Source organism: Streptosporangium sp. NPDC002607 (genome assembly GCF_053592655.1).
In genome coordinates this window covers 132,672-153,172 of the sequence record NZ_JBSFWD010000010.1, presented here as the reverse complement: position 1 = coordinate 153,172, position 20,501 = coordinate 132,672, and the positions used below count along the sequence as shown (strand labels likewise).

At 67.5% G+C, this 20,501-nt stretch carries 14 protein-coding genes; 5 read left to right on the top strand and 9 right to left on the bottom strand.

Features of this window, described 5'->3' with window-relative positions:
* Positions 1-102: 102 nt before the first annotated feature.
* From ACWD3H_RS14785 to ACWD3H_RS14770, 4 genes are all read right to left on the bottom strand, one after another.
* Positions 103-1,320, bottom strand: a complete 1,218-nt coding sequence (locus ACWD3H_RS14785) for an aminopeptidase (protein WP_451955337.1) — start codon at positions 1,318-1,320, stop codon at positions 103-105.
* On the bottom strand, positions 1,301-2,458 hold the full coding sequence (locus tag ACWD3H_RS14780; RefSeq protein ID WP_451955336.1) for an MFS transporter: 1,158 nt from the start codon (positions 2,456-2,458) through the stop codon (positions 1,301-1,303). Before ACWD3H_RS14780 ends, ACWD3H_RS14785 begins: the two co-directional genes overlap by 20 nt.
* Positions 2,455-2,979 (bottom strand): ArsR/SmtB family transcription factor, encoded by a 525-nt coding sequence (locus ACWD3H_RS14775; RefSeq protein ID WP_451955335.1) that lies wholly within the window; start codon positions 2,977-2,979, stop codon positions 2,455-2,457. Before ACWD3H_RS14775 ends, ACWD3H_RS14780 begins: the two co-directional genes overlap by 4 nt.
* A gap of 174 nt (positions 2,980-3,153) precedes the next feature.
* Positions 3,154-4,320: a Cmx/CmrA family chloramphenicol efflux MFS transporter gene (locus ACWD3H_RS14770; protein ID WP_451955334.1), complete on the bottom strand. Its 1,167-nt coding sequence runs from the start codon at positions 4,318-4,320 to the stop codon at positions 3,154-3,156.
* A 305-nt stretch (positions 4,321-4,625) separates the two neighbouring features.
* Here ACWD3H_RS14770 and ACWD3H_RS14765 point away from each other — a divergent pair, with 305 nt between their 5' ends.
* Positions 4,626-7,412: a hypothetical protein gene (locus ACWD3H_RS14765; RefSeq protein WP_451955333.1), complete on the top strand. Its 2,787-nt coding sequence runs from the start codon at positions 4,626-4,628 to the stop codon at positions 7,410-7,412.
* Positions 7,413-7,713: 301 nt separating this feature from the next.
* Here ACWD3H_RS14765 and ACWD3H_RS14760 read toward each other — a convergent pair whose 3' ends face one another.
* The 3 genes from ACWD3H_RS14760 to ACWD3H_RS14750 all read right to left on the bottom strand — a co-directional run bounded on the left by ACWD3H_RS14760 (position 7,714) and on the right by ACWD3H_RS14750 (position 12,918).
* On the bottom strand, positions 7,714-8,484 hold the full coding sequence (locus ACWD3H_RS14760; RefSeq protein WP_451955332.1) for a DUF899 family protein: 771 nt from the start codon (positions 8,482-8,484) through the stop codon (positions 7,714-7,716).
* Between the two features lie 201 nt (positions 8,485-8,685).
* Positions 8,686-9,564 carry a hypothetical protein gene (locus tag ACWD3H_RS14755; protein WP_451955331.1) on the bottom strand — a complete coding sequence of 293 codons (879 nt, stop codon included), beginning with the start codon at positions 9,562-9,564 and terminating at the stop codon, positions 8,686-8,688.
* A 747-nt stretch (positions 9,565-10,311) separates the two neighbouring features.
* The gene (locus ACWD3H_RS14750; protein WP_451955330.1) at positions 10,312-12,918 is read right to left on the bottom strand and encodes a collagenase; all 2,607 of its coding nucleotides are present in this window, start codon (positions 12,916-12,918) and stop codon (positions 10,312-10,314) included.
* A gap of 730 nt (positions 12,919-13,648) precedes the next feature.
* Between ACWD3H_RS14750 and ACWD3H_RS14745 the strand changes: the two genes are divergently transcribed.
* From ACWD3H_RS14745 to ACWD3H_RS14730, 4 genes are all read left to right on the top strand, one after another.
* Complete coding sequence (locus ACWD3H_RS14745) at positions 13,649-14,602, top strand: LysR family transcriptional regulator (RefSeq protein WP_451955329.1); 954 nt, start codon at positions 13,649-13,651, stop codon at positions 14,600-14,602.
* Positions 14,603-14,683: 81 nt separating this feature from the next.
* Complete coding sequence (locus ACWD3H_RS14740) at positions 14,684-14,848, top strand: hypothetical protein (protein ID WP_451955328.1); 165 nt, start codon at positions 14,684-14,686, stop codon at positions 14,846-14,848.
* Between the two features lie 308 nt (positions 14,849-15,156).
* A complete protein-coding gene (locus tag ACWD3H_RS14735) occupies positions 15,157-15,939 on the top strand; it encodes a neutral zinc metallopeptidase (RefSeq protein ID WP_451955327.1) in 783 nt (260 codons plus the stop codon).
* 389 nt (positions 15,940-16,328) lie between these two features.
* Positions 16,329-16,952, top strand: a complete 624-nt coding sequence (locus ACWD3H_RS14730; protein ID WP_451955326.1) for a hypothetical protein — start codon at positions 16,329-16,331, stop codon at positions 16,950-16,952.
* A 198-nt stretch (positions 16,953-17,150) separates the two neighbouring features.
* Here ACWD3H_RS14730 and ACWD3H_RS14725 read toward each other — a convergent pair whose 3' ends face one another.
* Entirely contained in the window at positions 17,151-19,244 is a 2,094-nt protein-coding gene (locus ACWD3H_RS14725; RefSeq protein ID WP_451955325.1) for a C2 family cysteine protease, read from the bottom strand.
* 457 nt (positions 19,245-19,701) lie between these two features.
* Complete coding sequence (locus tag ACWD3H_RS14720; protein WP_451955324.1) at positions 19,702-20,259, bottom strand: hypothetical protein; 558 nt, start codon at positions 20,257-20,259, stop codon at positions 19,702-19,704.
* Between the last annotated feature and the right edge of the window lie 242 nt (positions 20,260-20,501).

Below are 20,501 nucleotides of genomic sequence, written 5' to 3'. Positions count from 1 at the left end.
GATGGGGCTTCATCGCCGTCGGTACAGAGAGGTTCGCTCCTCGGTACCGACGGCGATGTCCGTTGATCCCGCGCGGCTCGCGCCGTCCTAGGTGGATTCGACTCAGACCTGCCACTCGTCGTCGCGGAGCAACTCGATCGCGCCGCCGTCGTGCCCGATCCCCGTGACGGTGACGTCGGGGCCGCCCACCATGAAGTCGACGTGCACACCGGAGAGGTTGACCCCGGCCGCATCGAGCCCGGCGGCGTCCCGCTCGCGCAGATGCTCGGGCACGCCCGGAGGCAGGCCGGCACCCCAGGCCAGATGGCAGGTGGCGTTCTCGTCCAGCAGGGTCTCAAGAAAGGTGAGGCCCGATCGCCCGACCGGCGACGAGCCGTCGACCAGGGCCAGCTCGCCCAGACGGGCCGCGCCCGCGTCGGTCGCCTGGTGGGTGCGGACCACGTCGGCGCCGGCACTCGCCCGCACCTCCGTCACCACCCCGCCGGTGAAGGTCAGCTCCAGGTCGCGAATGACGCTCCCGTTGAGCGCGAGTGGCCGCGTCGAACGGACGGTGCCCTCCACCCGGCGGTAGTCAGGCGTGGTGAACACCTCCTCCGTGGGGAGGTTGGCCTGGAAGCGGTGCCCCCGCACGGATTCGAGGCGCGCCGCGGTCCAGTGCGCGTCCGGGAGCAGGCCGATGGTCAGGTCGGTGCCCGGCCCCTCGAACCGGACGGCGTCGAGCCGCATCCCGCTCAGCACCTCCGCGCGGCCCAGCAGCTCGGCGATCCGCTGCTCCCAGGCGGCGCGGGGATCGGGCCGGTCCAGCCGCAGTATCGGGCGCAGGTGCTGCCAGAGGCGGGTTCCGTCCGGCTCCCCGAAGACCGCGCGCGCCCATTCTGCGGTCGGGCAGGGGACCATCGCCCAGCGGACGAGGCTGCCGAGCTGCAGCCGCTGCCTCGACGTGAGGTACGGCATGCGGTCCAGGCCCGCCCGTACCGGGTCCTGCCCGGCGAGGAGATCCGGTGCCGCGACGCCGCGGATGTTGAGCAGGATGCCGCAGTGGCGGGCCAGTTCCTCGTTGCGCGCGTCCAGCCAGGCCGGGACCTCGCTCAGGGTGGCCGCGTCCGCGTGCTGGACCCGGGATCGCTTCGCGTAGGGGTCGAAATACCAGATGTCGGCATAGCGGGCACCCCGGGCGTATGCCGCCTCGGCCAGGGCGCGGGCGAGCGGGGCGTGCTCGATCTCGGCGTTGATCAGCACCCGGTCGCCGGCGACGACCGGTACGGCGACGTCGAAGACGACGTCGGCGTAGCCGGCCAGCTCAGCGGTGGGAATGGTCATGGCTGTCTCCTTGGGGGGATGTCCTGCGGGCCTTGCGAGAGCGGGAGAGGAACAGCAACGGCGCCAGGGCCGGCACGCAGCCCGCGACGGCGAAGCCGTAGGCCAGGCCGGACGACTGCACGATGGCGCCCAGCGCGAGCGCGGCCGTCATGAACCCGAGATCGAAGAACGCCGTCGTGGTGGCCACCGCCGAGCCGCGCTGCGCGGCGGGCAGACCGGTCACCGCCATCGTGAGGAACGCGGGAAGCCCCAGCGCCTGCCCGGCGCCGATCACCGCCGCGGCGGCCAGCGCCCCGGTCACGGACGGCCAGGCGACGAGCAGGGCCAGCCCGGCCGCGGTGACCAGCAGGGCCGCGGTCGCCGTCCCACGCGGGCCGATCCGGTCCGTCCATCGTTGGCCGCCGAGCCGCACGGCGAGCAGCACGCAGCCGTAGACGAGGAAGTGCGGGCCGCTGCCGCTCCCGCCCAGCGCGGCGACGTGCAGCGGGAGGAAGGCGCCGAAGGCGGTGTATCCCCACACCGACGCCCAGTACGCCAGCCCGGGACGCAGCCCCGCGCGATGCACGAGCGGCCCGGCCTTCCTCGCGCCGGCGGGATCGCCGGCGACGGCCGGGCCCGCGGGCAGGAACAGGCAGGCCACGAAGGCCGCGAGGGCGACGGCTCCGGACAGCGCCCATGTGGCCCGCAGGCCGGCGACGGAATGGCCGGCCTCGGCGAGCGCCGGTCCGGCGAGCAGGCCGGCGTTGACCGCGATGGAGAAGCGGTTGATCGCGGCACCCGGACGGTCGTGATCGCTGGCCGCGGCGGCCAGACCGACGTAGGTCAGGGCCTCCCCCGCTCCCGCGACGGCCCGGCACGCCAGGAACAGCGGCAGCGACTCGGCCATGAGCACGGCGAAGGAGGTGATCGCCAGCAGCGCGGCGCCGGTGCAGGCCGCCGCCCTGCGGCCGCGCCGGTCGGCCAGCCGACCGGCCAGTGGGCGGAAGAGCACGGCGCACCCGGCCGTGATCGCCAAGCAACCGCCGACCAGGCCCGGACCCTGGTCCAGCGGGCCGGTGACGTACTTGGGGATCGTTGGGATGAGCAGCCCGAGCGACAGGAAGCACGCTCCCGCACACGCCATCAGCAGGCGGGTCATCGCACGTCGTCGAGTTCCAGCAGGATCGCGGTCATGCTCACCTTGACCCGGTCGCCGGAGCGGGGCGGCCCGGCCTTGTCGTGGGCCAGCGCGACCGCCTGCTCGATCAGCCCGACGATCTCCTCCCACACGGCGCGATCCAGCCATACCTCGGCGTCCATGGACATGCGCTGCAGCTTGGTCTGGGCGAGGCGTCGTGCCAGGTCGGTGGCGAGCGCCTCGTGCATGAGCTGCCGGCCGTTCGCGCGGTCCAGCCGCGCGCCGCTGGAGGGGTCGTAACGGTAGAGCCGGCGGGGTCTGCCCTTGCCGCCCGGTGCCGGCCGCTCGTCCACCTGCTGCAGGAAGCCGGCCTCGGCCAGCTGGCGCAGGTGGTAGCTGGCCGAGGCGTGGGCGATGCCCAGCTCCTCCGCGACCTCGGTGGCCGACATGGACGCGCCGGTGAGCAGCGACACGATGCGGATCCGGAGCGGGTTCGCCAGCGCCCGCAGCGGCACCAGGTCGTCACCCTTTTCCCAAGACATGTTGGGATTATGACATTTCCAACATCTCTTGGGAAAGGGATTGGAGTCACATGAGCGGATCGGCTTGACCGGACGCGTCCGCCGACCCGGGAGCCGACGTGTGTGAATCCGTGGCACAAATCGACAAGACGTCTCCGCCGGCACCTGTGTGAGCTCGTACGACAACCGGGGTGGCTACTCCGCCACTCCTACGGGCAGCGCCTGGCGAAAGGGCAGAGCGAGGAGGAGTGCGACTGAGACCAAGGCGCTACTGACCCAGACGGGTCCCAGTTCGGCCAACCAAGTGTTCAACGTGGCGGCGGCGATGACGGGACCGGCGGTAGCCCCGACGTTGAGAGCGGCGGTGGCGTAGGAGCCTGCCATGGTCGGCGCTTCTGCGGCCTCATACAGCACGCGTGCGATCAGCGTGCTCCCAAGGCCGAAGGAGAGCGCACCCTGGGTGAAGGCAAGGATCAGCAGAGCGATCGGGTTGAACGCGACGAGGCCGAGGGTGACCCAGCCGCCGAGCAGTAACGGCCCGCCGACTGCGACGACGACACCGGGCCGCTGGTCGGACAACCGCCCGGCGACGGTGACGCCAACGAAGGACCCTAGGCCGAACAGCACCAGCACGACAGAGACCCACAGCGGATCCAGCCCGGCGACATCGGTGACGATCGGAGCGAGGAAGGTGAAAGTGCCGAACGTTGCGGCATTCACCAGTGCGCCCAGCAGCAGGGCCAGGAGCAGTCGCGGACGCTGTAGTTCAGTGAGCTCCCGACGTAGATCCGGGCCTGCCGGCTCGTCTGGTCGTTCTGTCTTGGCGGGAATGCCACGCACTACGCCGAGCGCCGAGGGTAGGCACAACATCGCCATCCCCCAGAAGGTGGCGCGCCAGTCGAGCAGTGTCCCCAGCAAGGCACCACCGGGGACCCCTGCAATGGTGGCGACCGTGGTGCCCGCCAGCAGGACGGCCAGGGCCCGGCCCTTCCGGTCGGAGGGGACCAGTTCAGCGGCTGCGGTGAGCGCGACCGCCAGAAAGCCGGCATTGGCAAGCGCTGCGATGATTCGGGTGGCGAGCAGAACCGTGAAGCTGCCGGTGCAGGCGCCGAGGACGTGTGCGGCCAGAAACAGGCCGAGGAAGCCCAGCAGGCTGGATCGCCGTGGCCACCGGCGCGCAAGGCCCGCCATGAGCGGGGCACCTACCACCATTCCGATGGCGAAGGCCGATGTGAGCAGTCCCGCCGTCGCAACCGGAACGCCGAAGTCCGCGGCGATGTCCGGCAGCAGGCCGGCGAGCATGAACTCTGACGTGCCCATGGCGAAGAGCGCCACGGCAAGCAGATAGAGAGGTAGAGGCATCGAGAAACTCCGAGGTGATGAGAGATCAGATGAAACGTCTCGTCACCGCGGTCAGCGGCCCGACTACTCCTGTCATCTGCCGCCACCGTGCGGCAGAACAGGATTGTTCAGTGGTTCAGGGGGCTGACGGGTGACCGAAAGCCCCCACCTTGGATGCCTCTGGGCTCGACATGGCAAGCACGATACTCAGTCGAACCACTCTGCGCACATTGGTTTTCCTCCCGGTTCACCGACCCCGACCACCTGCTCGGCAGCCTGCGTCGAGGACTTCGCAGACTCCAGTACCACAGCGACCTCGTCCACGGATGCCTGACCGCAACCGGCCGCACCTTGGCGACATCACGCCTTCGATTTCGTTAACCGTGAACCTGGCCTACCACGGCGCTCCGATACCGCCCGACCTGCCTGCCGGGGCTTATTGTCCGTTAGGGGCGCACGCCGTGATGATGAGTCACATGGGCGGGGACGGTGGGAGGCGCTGGGCGGCGTCGCCGGTGGCGATGGTCGCGATTCCGGTGGCGATCGGTCTGGTGGGGAACCTGGCGACCAGCACCGTGGAGATAGAGGCGTGGTGGTGGGTCCCGCTCACCTGGACGGTGACCGCTCTGCTCGTCGGGGCTGCCATGGTGAGCCAGATCGCGCAATCCCGCCCCGCTGACCGCAGCGCCCCAGAGGGTACGCCTGCCATGGTCGCGTCCACGCCGACCGTCAAGGAGAGCGATCCGATCGCCTTGGGCGTGCATCCGGCGATCGCGCTGGACCTGGCCATTGAGAGGCCTGAGCTGTCCCGGAGGCTCCCGACGTACGTGCAGCGCGACCACGACCGGCTCCTGCGGCACGTCTTGGACAGTCCGGAACATCCCGCACTGGTGATGCTGGTCGGGACTTCTTCGACTGGAAAAACACGCAGCGCATATGAGGCCGTCGCGAAGTGCCTGCCCGACTGGACGCTCCTGCACCCCCTGCATGCCACCGATCTGCTGGCCACTCTGCAAGGAGGAGTCGAACCGCGCACCGTCTTGTGGCTGAACGAGAGCCAGATCTACTTCGAGGGCGACCACGGTGAGGCCGCCGCGGCGGAAATACGTCGTCTCCTCACCGTGACCTCGGAAGTCGTCGCCATCGGCTCCATGTGGCCCGAATACTGGTTCGCCTACACCAGGACGCCGCGGCCGGGCACGCCCGACCCTCACCACCAGGTGCGGGCGCTACTGGAAAACGCGACGAAGATCTCCGTCCCGGACGCGTTCACGCCTACCGAACTGAAGAGCGCGCACCAGATCGCCGAGCGTGATTCCCGATTGGCCACCGCCCTGACGGCACTGGACAACGGATACGGGGTCACACAGACCCTGTCCGGCGGGCCCGATCTCATGAGCCGATGGGAGGACGCTCCGGACCCGTACAAGCGGGCGGTCGTCAACGCCGCGATCGACGCACGTCGGTTGGGGCACCTCAGCCCGCTGTCTGCCGAACTGCTCCGTAAGCTCAGTGTCGCGTCGTTGAATGGGCCGCAACGGGCCGCCGCTCCGCCAGGGTGGTTCGAGGACTCCTTGGGGTACGCGTGCGAGCCGCTCAGAGGCGGCATCTCTCTCCTGACAGCGACGTCACGAGCGGAGAGTCGCGTCGAAGGCTACGTGCTCGCGGACTTCATCGACCAGCAGGGCCGTGCGGCGCGCCGCTGCTCGCCGGTCTCCGACGAGATGTGGCGAACGCTGGTCGTCCATAGCGGCGATGCAGACGACCTTGAGCGTTTGGGAGCGTCCGCGTCCAGCCGTGGACGCTACCTCCAGGCACTCGCATTGTGGCGGGCGTCCTTTTCCCGGGGCAGGCTGTCCACGTGGTCGTCGCTGTGGCAGCTGCTGGGGCAGATGGGCAGGTCACGCGAGGCTGAGGACGTGCTTCGGCAAGCCGCCGACTCTGGGGACATCTATGCGCAGCAATTACTGCTAGCCATGCTGCGGCGGGCACGCCGCGGCAGGGAAATAGAGCAGGTACTCCGCGGGATGGCCGCCAACGGCAACCCGCAGGCCGAACGCGAACTCGCGACCCTGCTGTACAACGGCGGACAAAAGCGAGAAGCCGAGCAGCTGCTCCGGACGGCGTTCCGCAGGGGAGACCGGTCCGCTGCCAGGCTTCTGCTCATTCTCCTCCAACGCCTCGGCCGGACGAACGAGGCGGAGGAGATCAGACGCCTCCTCGACAACAGGGCGGTAGTGACGCCCACCCGTCGCCGGACTGAACTGTCGAGGTGGCAACTGCTCGAACGCGACATGCGGGCGGCCACGGCGTTCCCCGAGGTGGTGAGCGCATTGCTGCACCTGCTGCGCCAGAGGCATCCCGGATCCGACGGCGAGCGGCTGCGACGGCGGATGATGGCCGGCCGGTTCAACGAGGCGAGCAAGGCACTGACCGGCCTCTTCGGTGACGAGCCCATGAGGGGCAAGGCCCTTCAAGCCCTGGACGACGTACAAGCCGCTCCGGAAAAGGATCCGGGCCTTGGTCTGCTGCTGGCGGAGTTGCTGCTCAAGAGCGACCGCCAGGCCGAAGCTGAGCATCTCCTGCGCCGGTTGGTCGATCTCGACTTTCAGGCGCTCTCGGCTCTCGCCGACCTGCTGACGAAGTCAGGCAGGCGCGAGGCGTGTGTCGAGGTCCTACAGGCTGGGATCGGACTACATGGCGCCAAGGCCCGCTATTTGCTGGCGCAGGTGTATCGCGACCTCGGCAGGGATGAGGAATCCGATCGACTGCTTCGCTCGGCGGCGGCGGAAGGAGTCGATGCGGCGATTCAGGAGCTCGTGCGGCGGCTCCTCAAGGACGGACATGTTGCGGAAGTCGTGGAGATGGTGAGAGCAGCCTCGCGGGCAGGACGAGCCGGCTCGGTGCGGCGGGCCGCCGTGCTGCTCTTTAACACGGAACGGACGGAAGAGGCATTGAGCTTGTTGCGCGATGCCGTTGTGTCCTGCGGGAACGCCGAAGCCCTGCCCCTTCTCGTGGTCATGATGACACGAACGGACCGTACGGAGGAGGCGGCCGCGATCTCGCGCCGGGGTTTGACGTTCGATGGGTCGACCGTCTCCGAACCTAGTTAGAAGTACCGCGCGAAACGGCGCCGACAGTGCTAGCGGCTTATAGCGGTGTAGGTCCCACAGGCCGGGCCCCTGGCGAATCATCACGTCCGGTGATGCCAGATATCCGCTGTAGGAGAGCGGTGGCGCACGTTGCCTGAGCTGGGCAAACAGTCTACGCGGCGTGCGACCGACGTTGGCGGTGCACGGTGCCTCACCTTGGTGAACGGCCGGCCTGGACAACCGTCGACCTACCAGGAGCTCCACTACACGCCGTGCTTTGTCGCCTTGTGACCATGCGCCTGCCGAGTTCTTGGACGCTCACTCAGTGGCGGTGCGGTTGGTGATGATCATCGGATGAGGTGCCGAGGTCGTCGTTGCGTCCGACCTTGATCCGTGACCACTGGGCGGTCGGGCGGCCGTCCAGCCGGAACTGACCACCTTTGGAACCCCAGCGCTGCGGCCAGCCCTCCGGCGAGTCCTCCCAGAACTCCTGCCGGCCGTAGACGGTCAGATCCAGCAGTCCGTACGACGGTGCCATCAGTTCGTTGCCGCGGCCGGTGGTCCAGTAGGTCTCGTAGACCTTGTCATCGTCCCGGAGATAGGTGACCAGGATGCCGAAGTGCCGGTTTGCGACCAACCGGTCCACGGCGTCCTGCGGCACCGAGTACCAGGGAATCGTCCAGCCCATGAAGTCGCGATAGCGCGAGCTCTCCTCGTACGGTCCCTGACAGAAGGTCGCGTAGCTGACGTCCCGCGAGTGCAGGTAGGACAACTCGTTGATATGGGTCGTGGAGAAGGTGCAGCCCTCGCACTGCTCCGCCGCGGGCCTACCGGTGTGCCACATCTGGAAGTAGGCGATCAATTGGGACCGGCCGCCGAAGATGTCGATCAACGGCACCGGACCGTCGGCTCCGATCAGCGGAGTCTGCGGATCGACTTCGACCATCGGCAGCCGACGGCGTTCGGCGGCCAGTGCGTCCCCGGCCCTGGTGTGGGCCTTCTCCTTGACCCGGAGTTCGTCGATCTTCGCCTGCCAGGTCTGCCGCTCGGCGACCTGTGGAAGGGGGTGTTCGGTTGCTGACGTCTCTGTCATGCGACCTGTCTAGCCCAGTTGGAGAGTGCAGAACAAGACGCGTCCCCGGCCCATGGCGAAGCAGCCCCGAGACGCTAAGAGAGCTTTCCCCCCGCTCTGTCATAAGGCTTTTCTAACCGGAGAGAAATCATGCGGGGGAGTGTTCCTGCCGGGAGCCCGGCCGCACGGCCCGGCTCCGGTCTACGCCGGAGATGAGGGCGCTCAACCCCGGTCGTTCAGGGCAGCCAGGTCCAGGACGTGGTAGCCGCCCGCCGTCTTCCAGTGGAGGTACCTGGCATTGGAGATGCTCACCTTGTCCGTCTCCTGGCCTGGCAGGCGCACCGCGGTACGTGTCCGGGCGTCGAGAAGCCATCCGACCCCGTCCTCGCGCCACGCCGCGAAGCGCCCGTGCCGCGAGATATCGACGTTCTTGGCACGCGGGCTCAGGCCGGCGACGGTGCCGTCGCCGTACTCCAGGCGATCCCGGTCCCTGCCCACCTGGGCGATGTACGAGGCCGGATCGGGAACGCCGCGCCTGGCCCCGTCCGGGCCGTAGCGGGCCGGCGGCGAGCCGGTGAACTCCCCCGGATCCGATGAATCCGGCACCATGACAGGGGACCTCGCGAGGAAGGTGTCGCCCTCCCAGGCGATGTCGTACAGCCCCTGCAGCCACAGCCGGGGAGTCCTGTCGCCGGGGCCCATGCGGTAGACGCCCACGTCTCCGGAGGTGCCGGTGACGCACCGGGAGAAGTAGAGCTCGCCCCGATGGAACTGGAGGTCGACGGGGTATTGCCAGCCGGTCCCGCAGTACCCCCCGGGAACGCCCCAGGTGTTCATCATCTGCCGGGTCAGGCCGGTGCGCATGTCGGTGACCTCGAGAATCCATCCGCCCGGCTCGTCGTTTCCGAGGAGCTTCACCACGCGCGTGCCGTGCGCCGCGGCGGCGGCGGTGTACGACTCCCTGTTCTTGCGTTGCAGCAGCGTGCTGCGGCCGGTGACGGGGTCGAGGATGTCGACGTGGTCGAGGTAAGGGAGGTACCGGGAGAACTTGCGGACGATGAGCCGCCCGTTGGGCAGGACGCCGACGACGGAACGGGACATCGTGTCCTTGGCAGGGATCCACAGGATCCTGGCCCGGGGATAGGCCCGTACGAAAGGCGTTTCGGCCTTCCGAACGGGAGAGGGCACGGGTGGGGGTGTCTCCGACGGGCCAAGCCACTCCGGCGAAGCACTTTCTCCGGAAGGGACGCTCGGAGCCTGTCCGTCGGTGGCCGACGGCGGTACGGCGGGTCCGCAGGCGCAGACTCCCATGAGCAGCGCGGCCGCGATCATGCGGGGACGGCGCTTCACCCGCGTCCGTACCGGGACGGGAGGTTCCCGATCGCGGCTTCGAAGGACACTGTCGGCGACGTCCGTGCCGTCGGCACCGCGACCCGCCTGCCGTCCAGGGGTCACCGCGAACACCCCCGATCGCACTTTTCAAAGCACCACTGACAACTTAGACGATCGTCATCAGCTGGATGAGAAGGTTTCTCCGGGTCTTCTTCGGGCGCGTGCCCTATCCGATGTGCGACACCGCTCGGCCGGTCAGGCAGTGGCCGATGCGCAGGTGCATTGACCGGAATGATCTCAGCCTCTCATCCCAAAAGCCGAAGTCCACATATGAAATCGCAGAGCCGGGACCGGCGTGAGCCGGTCCCGGCCGGGGTGTGTCGGTACTGCGTCGTGCCGGTGCCGCGGTGAAATCTCTGTGGCGTCGAGATCCGGCCGGCGGTGCCGAGGGCCGGGACCGGACGTGAGGCCCGGTCCCGGCATGGATGATCAGCCGTTATGAGGCGATGGTGAGCGTCAGTACTCGACCTTCACCGAGGCCCCGGAGAATGCGGTGGTGGCGTACAGGCTGATGTAGTGGTAGCCGGCCGCCGGGTTGGTCATCGTCAGGGTCTCGCTGTTGCCGGAGTTGGTCGACCGCTGCGTGTACGCCGACTTCGTGGCCCACGTGCTGGGGCTGTAGTAGAGGTCGGCGTTCCCGGTGCCGCCAGACGACGTGATGACGATCCTGGTGGTGCCGGCCGGGAGGTACAGGTAGAAGTAGGCGTGGTTACCGGCGGTCGCGGACACGTTGCCGCGCTGGCAGTTCTTGCCCAGCTCCCTGGTGTCGGACGAGGTGCACTCGGGCAGGGTGCCGCCTCCGGACGTCACGGTCACCTGCTTGGTGGTCGACGCGGTGGCGCCGCCGTTGTCGGTGACGGTCAGCTTCACCGGGTAGGTGCCCGCCGCGGCGTACGCGTGGGTGGGGTTCGCCGCGGTCGAGGACGTGCCGTCGCCGAATTCCCACGAGCGCGAGGCGATCGTGCCGTCGGAGTCGGTCGAGGTGTCGGTGAAGGTCGCGTTGAGGCTGCCGACCGTGAAGGTGAAGTTCGCGGTCGGCGGCTTGTTCGTGCTGCCGCCGCCCGAGCAGGAGCCGGACGCGCAGGCGGCGAGCCAGCTCGACCAGTCGCTGTCGTAGCGGGTGCCGATGGTGCTGGTCAGGAAGGTGCGGGCGCCGCTCCAGTTGCCCGTCCGGTAGTTGCCGAGGACGGTGGTGACGTCAGCCGGGTGCTTCTCGAACATGTATCGCACGGCCAGGTAACCCCAGCGGTAGATGCGGGTCGTATCGTGCGAGTAGTCGGTGTCGAACAGCGTCCTGAGCGTGTACGTCTTCTTGGCCGCCTCGGTGATCGCCGCGTCGTAGGTCACGTTCCGGTAGGAGTACGACACGTACTCGGCGAAGCCCTCGATCCACCAGATGGTCGGGGTGGTGATGCCGGCGGTGAAGTCGCCGTACATGTCGAACCGGCCGTCGAGGTAGTGGGTGTACTCGTGGTTGAGGTTCCAGATCTCGAACGCGGGCCGCAGCCACTCCGCCTCGTAGGCGATGAAGCGCGGCTGGTTACCGGCCGCGGCCGGGTCGCCCTCCAGGTACATGCCGCCGTTGTTGGTGTCGATGCCGAACATCGTCCCGGCGTAGTTCTGGTAGTCGGTGCTGGAGTGGAAGACGACGACTTCGATGGTGGTGTTGTTGTCGTTCGCCACGGGGCGGTTGCCGTCGTTCACCAGGTTGTGGAAGTACGCGTCCTGGTTCTTGAGGCTGTTGCAGGCGGTGGTGAGCTGCGCGGAGGTCAAGGCCTGCGCACGGATCGTGATGCTGGAGCTGCAGGTGTACCGGATCGGCAGAATGGCGGCCGCGAGCCGCGCCTGCAGGTCGCAGGTGCCGTAGTAGGAGCAGTTGGCCTTGTCGTAGTAGTCGGTCATCTCAGCGACGCCGACCCACATGGGCGCGGTCGTCCCGGAGATGTTGCCGCGGTCGAGCAGGGCCTTGGCCATCGGCCGCACCTTCGACCGCAGGGCGGTTTCCTGAAGGAAGCGGGCCATCTCCCGGCCGGCGTTCGACGCCAGGTAGCTCTGGTCGGTGCCGAGCAGGTTCCAGTTGTTGTCGGCGAAGCCGTACAGCGTGTCGATCACGCTGGGGTCCGACTGGACGGCGGTCACGAACGCCGGGAGCTGGTGGCCGCGGAAGAGCACCGTGTAGACGTTGTTGACCGCGTTCAGCATCCACCAGCTCGCGTTGTAGGAGCTGTTGTAGCCGTTGAGCAGCCGCTTCACCACGTAGAGGTAGCGGTCGTTCTCCTCGGCGCTGTCGATCAGCGTGACCGCCTCGGCCAGCACCTCGCCGTTGGCGTCGCTCACCGCCGAGGACTTGGAGTTGCCGAAGAAGGCGTCCAGGCCCGCCTCGATCGCGGTCTTGAGCGACGAGCCGTACGTGCCCACGGTGGACGCGTTGTACCAGTGCACGTAGTAGCCGGCGCGCAGGTAGAGCACGAGCTGAGCGGTGCCGGTGGAGTTGTCACCGGGGTAGTACGACCCGTTGTCACGCAGGCCGTACGCGACGCTGCTCATCTGCGCCTCGCGGAAGGCGTAGTAGGCGTCGCTGCCGGTGAGGCTGAACAGGGTGTTGATGCAGTCGGTCGTGGAGGACTTGATCTGCTGGACCAGGGCGCTTCCGGTCCGGCCGGTGAAGTCGCTCACGTTGCACGCGGCCGCCGCCTGCACCGTGGCGGCGGACTTCGCCTTCTCCTTCATGGACGGGCGCGGGTGCGCCGGGGCGGGCTCGGGCCGATCGTAGTCATGGCGCAGCCGCTCGTTGGAGGAGGGCATCGGCGCCCGTTCGCTGACCGGGAGCGGAGAACGCCGGACGTGGTCGGCGCCGTCGGTCGCGAGCAGCGCCGGCGCGGGGGGCGGCGTCCTACCCGCGGATGCCGTCACGACGGGCTTGGCGATGGGCTCGGTGGCGGCCGATGCGGCCGCCGGCTGTAGGGCGAGCCCCAGGCCGAGGGCCGGGACGAGGACGAGGACGAGGACGAGCGCGGCCAGTGACGATTTTCTGAGCGCGCGCAGGGGTGGGGTGATTCCCACGAGCAACCTCCGGGGGGTGTGGAAGAACGAGCGTGAGGTTGGATGTGACAGGGGATGCCGCGGCGGCCGGAACGGGCCAGGACGCGGCGGGGGCTCCGCCGGGTCCTGGCGGACCGGCGGGCCACGTGGCTCAGGGATTTCGGAGAGCGAAGAGGTGTTGCCGCCCGTAGTTTGGTGACGAAACCAAACCAGCGGTCATAAAGGCGCACATAGTTCTTGGTTATGACCTCGTTGCAGCCCAGTCCGAGCTGCGGCGGAGCGGGTTGGCTCGGTGTGAACAAGCGGGTGTCGTCCGGCCTCGTGCAGCACACGTGGCCGGCCCGGAACCTGCGGCGCGCAGTCTGATCGCGCGGCCACGATGGCGCCCGCCCTCTGGTGGCGAATCGAGTGGCGGTCCGGCGGGCCCATTACCGTGGCTGTGGCCTGGTCGCTGGTCGCGGGCGAGTACCTGCTCGTCCGGCTCAGCAGGCTGCTTCGATGCCATCGTCTTCGTGTCGCTCGGCCGGATGGCCTTGCCCCACCTGCGACCGCCGCCCCCGCCCTTCCGCCGACAGCGCCGCCGTGAACCCGTGGCCGGACTCGCGGCGCGCCGGAACGAAGCGCCGGGGCATCCCCGGGCTGGTGGAGACGGGGGCGGGAAGGAGGAAGAAGCAGGGATGCGTAAGGGGGAGAAATGAATTTTGTCCGAAAATTCAGGTGCTGGTCATTAATTGCCGCATAATTCTCGGTTATGGATCTCGATATCCGTCATCTCCGTATGATCTGTGCGATAGCAGAGTCGGGCAGCCTGACCAGAGCGGCGGCCCAGGTGGGGCTTTCCCAGCCGGCCATGACGAACCTGCTGCGCCGGATAGAGACCTTCGTCGGGGGCGAGCTCTTCGTCCGCAGCCGCTCCGGAGTGGAGCCGACACCGCTTGGCAGCCAGGTCATCGCCCGCGCCCGGATCGTCCTGTCCGAGGTCGACGCGCTGTTCGGCGACCTGCATGGGCCGTCGGAGGCCCGATCCCTGCGGCTGGGCTCGGTCCACGTCGGTTGCGTAGGCAGCATCGTCAACCGGGTCGGCGACGTCCTGCCCGGGCGCGAGATTTCACTACGGATCGAGCCCTCCACGGCGCTGCTGGCGGAGGCGCTCACGCACGGGCGGCTCGACGCGGCGCTGCTCGGTGTCATCGAGGGCTTCGAAGTCACGCTGGCGCCGCCGGTCACCAGCCGGGCGCTGGTATACAGGTATCCGATATTCGTCGCCCTGTCGGCGGGGCACCCGCTCGCGGGAAACGAGGAGATCCGGCTGGCCGACCTCAAGGACGAGGCGTGGATCAGCCCTCCGGGAGCCGACGACGGCTCCCTTGCCGCGCTGCGGGCCTCGTGCCGGGCGGCCGGTTTCGAACCCAGGTTACGCTTCGAGGCGCCGAGCGGCGCCGGCCGTCCCTTGGTGGCGGACGGGCACGGCGTGCGGCTGGTCGATCCCTGCTGGACCGCGGCGCCGGGCACCGCCGTACGACCGCTCATGGGAGAGCCACAGGTGGCACGGCTGCTCGTCGCGTGGCACAGGGACCGCCTGGGCGATGCGACCGCCGGGGCGCTCTATCGCGGCCTCGCCGCGGCGTTCATCGACCATGTGCACGACAATCCTCTCTTCGGACGCTGGTGGGAGGCACACCCCGAGGTGCATCCGCTGGTGTGAGGCCGCTCGCCCGGGGACGCGCGTCCTGCACCGCGTACTCCCATGCTCGGCCCTGCCCTCCGCGATGGTGTCGAGGGTCCGGTGGTCATCGCCGAACATGTCGGTTTCCCGCTGGAAGCCGGCAGGCGTCTGCCCGCCGTTGAAGAGGACCGTGCCGATCAGGGCGGGGTTCGCCCGTACGGACTCCAGCAGCTCGACATCGATCTTTGCCAGGTTCAACCGCATCGACACGATCATGAATGGTAGCCGTGCCGGTCGAGGCCGAGACACGCCTGGCGGAGACCTGCTCCCAGTACGGCCCCGAGCACCTGGTCGGCCAACCGCGGCCGTGCGCGCCGTACAGGCCGCGTTAAATCGCTTCCCTGCCCATCTTCATGATGCTGTGCTGCTCAAGAGATACGTATGACGCGCATAGGCCACAACGTCTTGCCATGGAATCAGTGGGCGACCCGGGGATGATGCAGCCCAAGTTGCCCATTTTCGAGATAAGGGAAGGAGCGGACGTATGTCAAATGCCTACCGCTTCTAGACATATACCCCTAATGTTCATCGCCATGAAGACTCGTGCGATCATGGTGGCTGCCGGGGCGTCCGTCCTGCTCTTCTCCGGTACGACCAGTGCCTACGCATATCCGGTCAACGATGCCCCGGACTTGACCAACAACTCTCTTTACGCCGCCGGTAAGCTCCCCGGCGCGGCATGCGCGAAGAAGCCCGCCAAGGGAAAGACCCTGGCCTCGGTCACGAAACACGTCAACGCGATCATCTCCTGCCTGAACAACACCTGGGGTTCCTACCTCAAGGAAGCCAACCTGCAGTTCGTCCCGACCCTGGTGGAGATGAAGGGCAAGTACAAGACCGACTGCCGAGGGCGGACGCTGAGCCCGAAGAAATCAGCGGTCTTCTACTGCGGAGGACACGCCAACTTCATCGTGCAGATCCGTTCTGACTGGATCAAGGCGTCCGACGACGTTCAGATTTTCGCGCGGCTGAGCTCGGCGTACGGCGAGCACGTGCTGAACATGGTCGACATCGCCGAGGCCTACAACGCCCTGCACGCCGACGACGGCACTGAGATGTCCGAACAGCTTCGCCGCTACAACCTGCAGGCGCAGTGCATCAGCGGAGTGACCGCCAAGAGCCTGTGGCCCGCTCTCGGCTACCCCGCCAAGGATGCCAAACGCTTGGCGGGCCTGGCGAAGGCCGAGGCGGACAAGGGCAAGTTCGACATATTCGGTAAGGGTGCCAACCTGGCCTACTGGTTCAATCGGGGCCACTCCACCGGCAACCCCAAGTCGTGCAACACCTGGACCGCCCCGGCCGGCAAGGTCGCGTAGCCCGTCGCGGCGGAGTCCTGTTGCCGCCGTTTTCCCGTTCGACGGCACGGCTCTCACTTCGCGGGCGCCGTGCCGCACCTGGACGGGCTATCCGAGGTACTACCTGGCCGTATCGGCCGGGTAGTACCGGACGCGCAGGCGCATCGACTTCCTGTCCGCCCACGAGCTTCGAGCCGTTGGCGAAGGGCGGTAACGGTGCGCCCGGCCGAGGTGCAAGATCGCGCCGGGGCCATCCCTGATGGGTCCCGGGAGACCCCAACCCCGGCAGCCAGACCAAACCCTCGCCAGGGGCGAGTTGCGGGAGGCTCCTTCTACGCCCAACTCGTCGTGAGGAAGCGGGGAACCCGTCGAGAAAGCCCCACGTCTCAACAGTTGTGATCAACCAAGCGATGGCAACAGTACTGGTGATCGGATCGCTGCTGGGCGGAACCGGCGTGGCCCGCGCGGGCGCCGCCGAGATCCCCAAGGGGTTCCTGCTGACCGAGCCCGCAGCGACCGCGGGACCGATCGTGGAGGGCGAGGAGTGGTGGAAGATCAGCAACAGTCTGTCCCGGCAGCTCGAACTCAATCCCTGTGGCACGAAGGGGAAACCCCGCGACGGCCGGGTCGCGATGCGCACCATCACATACTCGAACAGCGCTCCCGCCGGGAGCAGCGAACAGCTCGTGCTGTACAGGAGCACCAGGTCCGCCCAGGCCGCGTTCCGTAAGCTTCGGGCGGACCTGGCCAGGTGCCCGAGGCGGGCAACGGCGAAGGGCGACACCGGCTCCGGGTTCGGCTACGTCGGCAAGCCGTTGCGAGTCGGAGACGAGGCCCTGTCTGTCTCAGGTCACTTGTACAAGCAGGGGAAGCGTGAGCGTGAGCCCGCCGAGCTGGGAATCGTCGCCCGCCGGGGCGCCGCGCTGTTCTTCTACACCGACATCGGCAACGGTCTGGGAGCGGGCAAGAAAATCGTCAATCAGGCGAAGAAGATGACGAAGAAGGTGTGTGACCTGCCCGGGGTATGCGGGTAAGTCGCCCGTTTCGGGAAAAGACCCATGTACCCCTCGCCGGTGTCGAGCAGTACCGGCAGGGGGCACCGTATGCCGCCGGGTGGCCCATGAGCCACCCGAGTCGACCGGCTCGGCGCCCGGAATCGCCGCGGCCCCTCAGCCGCGACGGCCACGGGCATGGCCGACGGCCTGGACCTTTGACGGGCCATGCGGGTGTGGTCAGGCGTGGCGGCTGACGACGGCGTACTGGACGTCGTGGAAGAAGTTCAGGAACTCCTGGAGAGACAGGGTGAACAGCCCGGTGTTCTGTTCGAAGGGGAGGTTCCCGTCCAGGTCGGGGGAGCCTCGGTGGTGCGGGTTGCGCAGGGTGACGGTCGACTTCTGGAGGTCGAGAGCGGCGACCGCCTTGACGAGTGACGCCGCGTTCGTCAGCGCGGTGTCCAGCGCGGGGTTGGTCACGTAGTCGGGGGCCGGCGAGTCTCCCGCGAGCACCAGGCGGACCCCGCTGATCGCATACTCGTGGCGGGCGAAGATGTAGGGGCACGGGCCATGCTCGGCCATCGGCTCCGCCAGTGACGCGAGCAGCCTGACGACCCTGTCCGCCCAGAGGTCCTTCGGCCGGAGCGGCCGCAGAGTCTTCGTGACCTGCGCGCACGCGTTCTGGAAGGCGGCATCGTTTGTCAGGGTCGCGACGGTGTCACGTTCCTCGTCGAGCACGGGCCGCAGCTTCTTCCCGATCTCGGCGAAGTACTGTGCCAACGGGCCCTCGTACCGCTCTCCCAGCGCGATCAGCTCCGCACCGACCTTTCGCCAGCTCACCGAGGCGGTCGGCACCGCGATGCACGGCGAGCTCCCCGCCGCCTGATCGGCCACCATGAGCAGCATGTTGAACAGCTCGCCGGTCACCAGGTCGAGCCGCTCCGGGCGCTCGACGACCGCCTTGCCCAACGGTTCCACCTTCACGCCGCGGCTGTAGCGGAGCCGGTGACCGTACAGGCAGGCGAAAAGTACCTCGGAGAACTGCATGCCTTCACGGATCAGGCGATAGCCGTCCTCCTCCGGGGCGTCCTCGGTGGGAGCGTCGGTGAAGTAGAGGCCGTAGGCGGCGACGAAGGCGGCGAACGCCCTCTCCATGATCGGCACCCAGATGGCCGTCGTCACCGGGAACGCCTCTTCCAGGTACACGTCGCCCCCCAGGGTCCTGCGGCGCCGCACCACGGAGTTCCCGCATATGGCCCTGGCTCGGGCCCCCAGCAGGATGTTTTTCGCACCCAAGGTCGTGCTCTGCGCGAAGAGCGGCTCGACCTCGACGAGCTGCGGCAGCCGGAACGATCGATCCATGAAGGAGATCGTCCGAGTGAACGTGACCAGGAAGGCCGACTCGCTCTTCCTGATCATCCGCTTCAGCTGATCGGGGTCGTGGTCGGCGATGGACGCGAGCAGGGACAGGAAATAGCAGTCGCCAAGGCTTCCCTGGCACACGTCATCGCCACTCGGCCCGCCCCCGAGGTACAGCTTCTCCTTCTCCTGGGTCAGGCTTACCACCTTCGGCAGCTTCTCGTCGGGGACTTCCGCCGGCTTGTCGAGGACCACGTCGTTGGAGTGGACGGTGAGCCCTTTGGCGACACGGGGCTCGGGCAGCTCGACCATGAAACCGTTCTGAGTGGAGAAGAGGTTCGGTCCGTGCAGGTGCAGCTTCGCGTACGCCGCCTTCGCCTGCATCTCGTCTGTCAGGAAGGTCCCCGGGCGCAGCGTCGCCGTGTCGAGCGCCACCCGAAGGGTGATGGACAGCTCACTGTGTTCCGCCTCCGCGCTGTCGAAGTCCGCCGCCCCGTCCGCGTACACCTCGATCAGATCGGTGAGCGCCTCGGCGAGCTCGGGGGGAATGCATTTGAACGCCGCCTCGCGCTCCTTTGCCGTGCGGCCGGCCCACAGCCGCAACATGGTCGGCCACCGTCCTGCGCTGTCCTCGGTGGCGAAGTGCAGAGCGGCCTGCTCGGCCACCTTCCGTACGGCGCTGACCTTCAGCAGGAGACCCGACAACCGGTCGAGGTGTTTCTCCAGTCGCCCCTTCAGCATCGCCCGGCCGGGAACGGCGTCGGTCAGGTTCGTGATGGCGGACTGCACCGCCTCGCAGTGGGCGGCGAACTCCGGCACGCTCGTGACGTCCTGGATCGACGGCGCGGATCCGACGGTGACGAGTGCCTCGACCTGGGCCGCGTCGGCGTCGGAGACCACCGCCGCGGCGTCCACCCAGCCGGTCTCGCTGCCGATCGTGATCCGGACGTTTCCATTTTCGAGCTTAAAAGGCATGTCGGCGAAGGTGAAGACCATCCCGACGGGGAGAATTTTGGGCGTTTTACTACCATTAGGGGTAAATCCAGACTCGCTGATGAATGTTCCGTTCACAGGCCACTCCGGGGCGTATTTCCGATCGAGTCGGCAGATCCTTTCACTTGGCCTGTATACGGTCAATGAATGGATACATCTTTGTGACTCTGGGCAACCATGTGAACAGGGTCGGCCGATTCGGCGGGCGTCACGCTGACGACGGCCGATGCGGCGGTGGCCGCCGCCAGTCCGGAACGCGCTCCGTCTTGAGAATCCTTGGCTTCCGGCCCGGTGTCCCCTGACACTTCACCCCGGCCGACACAGGGCTCCCGTTTCAGGGCCATTTCCTCGAATGCTCCCTGACCCGGCCGGGTTCTCTTCACCGGGCCGCCCGGATGTCAACGTTCTCCGGTGTCGCGGCCGACGGACTGGGGGATTTCTACTCCAGGCAGGATTCCTCCTGGCCTTGCCGATCGAACTCCGCCCGCGGCACGAACACGTTGGACTCCTCCCCCGTCTGAAGATCGTACCGATTGTCGAGCACGGTGCCCGGCCTGCGCTTGAGCTCTTCCGCATCACCTATTCGAAACCGGACATGACGTGTTGAATAGCTGTTGTCATTGGTCGCACCGTATGCGCTGTAGGTGATGGTCGAATCGAACGCCGAAGGCTTGAGCACGGCTTCCCATCCGCTGTCGGGTGCGTCAAGGCGGAAAGACGCGATCCCACCCTCAATACGAGGAGCGACGTAGACGGCATCCTTTATGGATGAGCCGCCAGAGGAAGGTTCGTACTCTGAAGGGGCGGCGGCCCCCTCAGAGGAACGATCGTGATAGACAATCACTGCGTCGGGCTGGCGACCACACCAGGCGAGAACGACAACGAGGTTTCCCACGGCGTCAATGGTGATGCCGGTGATCCCGTTTCTGGGAACAGTGCACCCGGCTGTTCCAAAAACAAGTGCTCCGATGGCGAATAAACCGACGACCCGTCGCATGTGGACAAGGTAGCTCCGCCAGCCGCTCCTTGTACGCCACCGCGTCGCGCGAACGACGTTACGACTTTCCCTTTTGTCGCCTGAGCCACAGTAATACGGGAATGCCACAGCGCCGAATGAGGGGTGATTGCGGGTGGTGGATGAGTTCGACTCGATGGTCGACGCACTCGCCGAGGAGTATGAGCGGCAAGCGTGCCGGGTCAGCGCGCCGCCACGTCGCTACCGGTCTGGCGCCGCAGTAG

Bases quoted from the DNA above. Each gene is read 5' to 3' on its own strand.
- ACWD3H_RS14775 (WP_451955335.1), bottom strand. From the start codon at position 2,979: ATGTCTTGGGAAAAGGGTGACGACCTGGTGCCGCTGCGGGCGCTGGCG.
- ACWD3H_RS14765 (WP_451955333.1), top strand. From the start codon at position 4,626: ATGCCTGACCGCAACCGGCCGCACCTTGGCGACATCACGCCTTCGATT.
- ACWD3H_RS14730 (WP_451955326.1), top strand. From the start codon at position 16,329: ATGGCAACAGTACTGGTGATCGGATCGCTGCTGGGCGGAACCGGCGTG.
- ACWD3H_RS14725 (WP_451955325.1), bottom strand. From the start codon at position 19,244: ATGCCTTTTAAGCTCGAAAATGGAAACGTCCGGATCACGATCGGCAGC.
- ACWD3H_RS14720 (WP_451955324.1), bottom strand. From the start codon at position 20,259: ATGCGACGGGTCGTCGGTTTATTCGCCATCGGAGCACTTGTTTTTGGA.
- ACWD3H_RS14785 (WP_451955337.1), bottom strand. From the start codon at position 1,320: ATGACCATTCCCACCGCTGAGCTGGCCGGCTACGCCGACGTCGTCTTC.
- ACWD3H_RS14770 (WP_451955334.1), bottom strand. From the start codon at position 4,320: ATGCCTCTACCTCTCTATCTGCTTGCCGTGGCGCTCTTCGCCATGGGC.
- ACWD3H_RS14755 (WP_451955331.1), bottom strand. From the start codon at position 9,564: ATGTCCCGTTCCGTCGTCGGCGTCCTGCCCAACGGGCGGCTCATCGTC.
- ACWD3H_RS14760 (WP_451955332.1), bottom strand. From the start codon at position 8,484: ATGACAGAGACGTCAGCAACCGAACACCCCCTTCCACAGGTCGCCGAG.
- ACWD3H_RS14780 (WP_451955336.1), bottom strand. From the start codon at position 2,458: ATGACCCGCCTGCTGATGGCGTGTGCGGGAGCGTGCTTCCTGTCGCTC.
- ACWD3H_RS14745 (WP_451955329.1), top strand. From the start codon at position 13,649: ATGGATCTCGATATCCGTCATCTCCGTATGATCTGTGCGATAGCAGAG.
- ACWD3H_RS14735 (WP_451955327.1), top strand. From the start codon at position 15,157: ATGAAGACTCGTGCGATCATGGTGGCTGCCGGGGCGTCCGTCCTGCTC.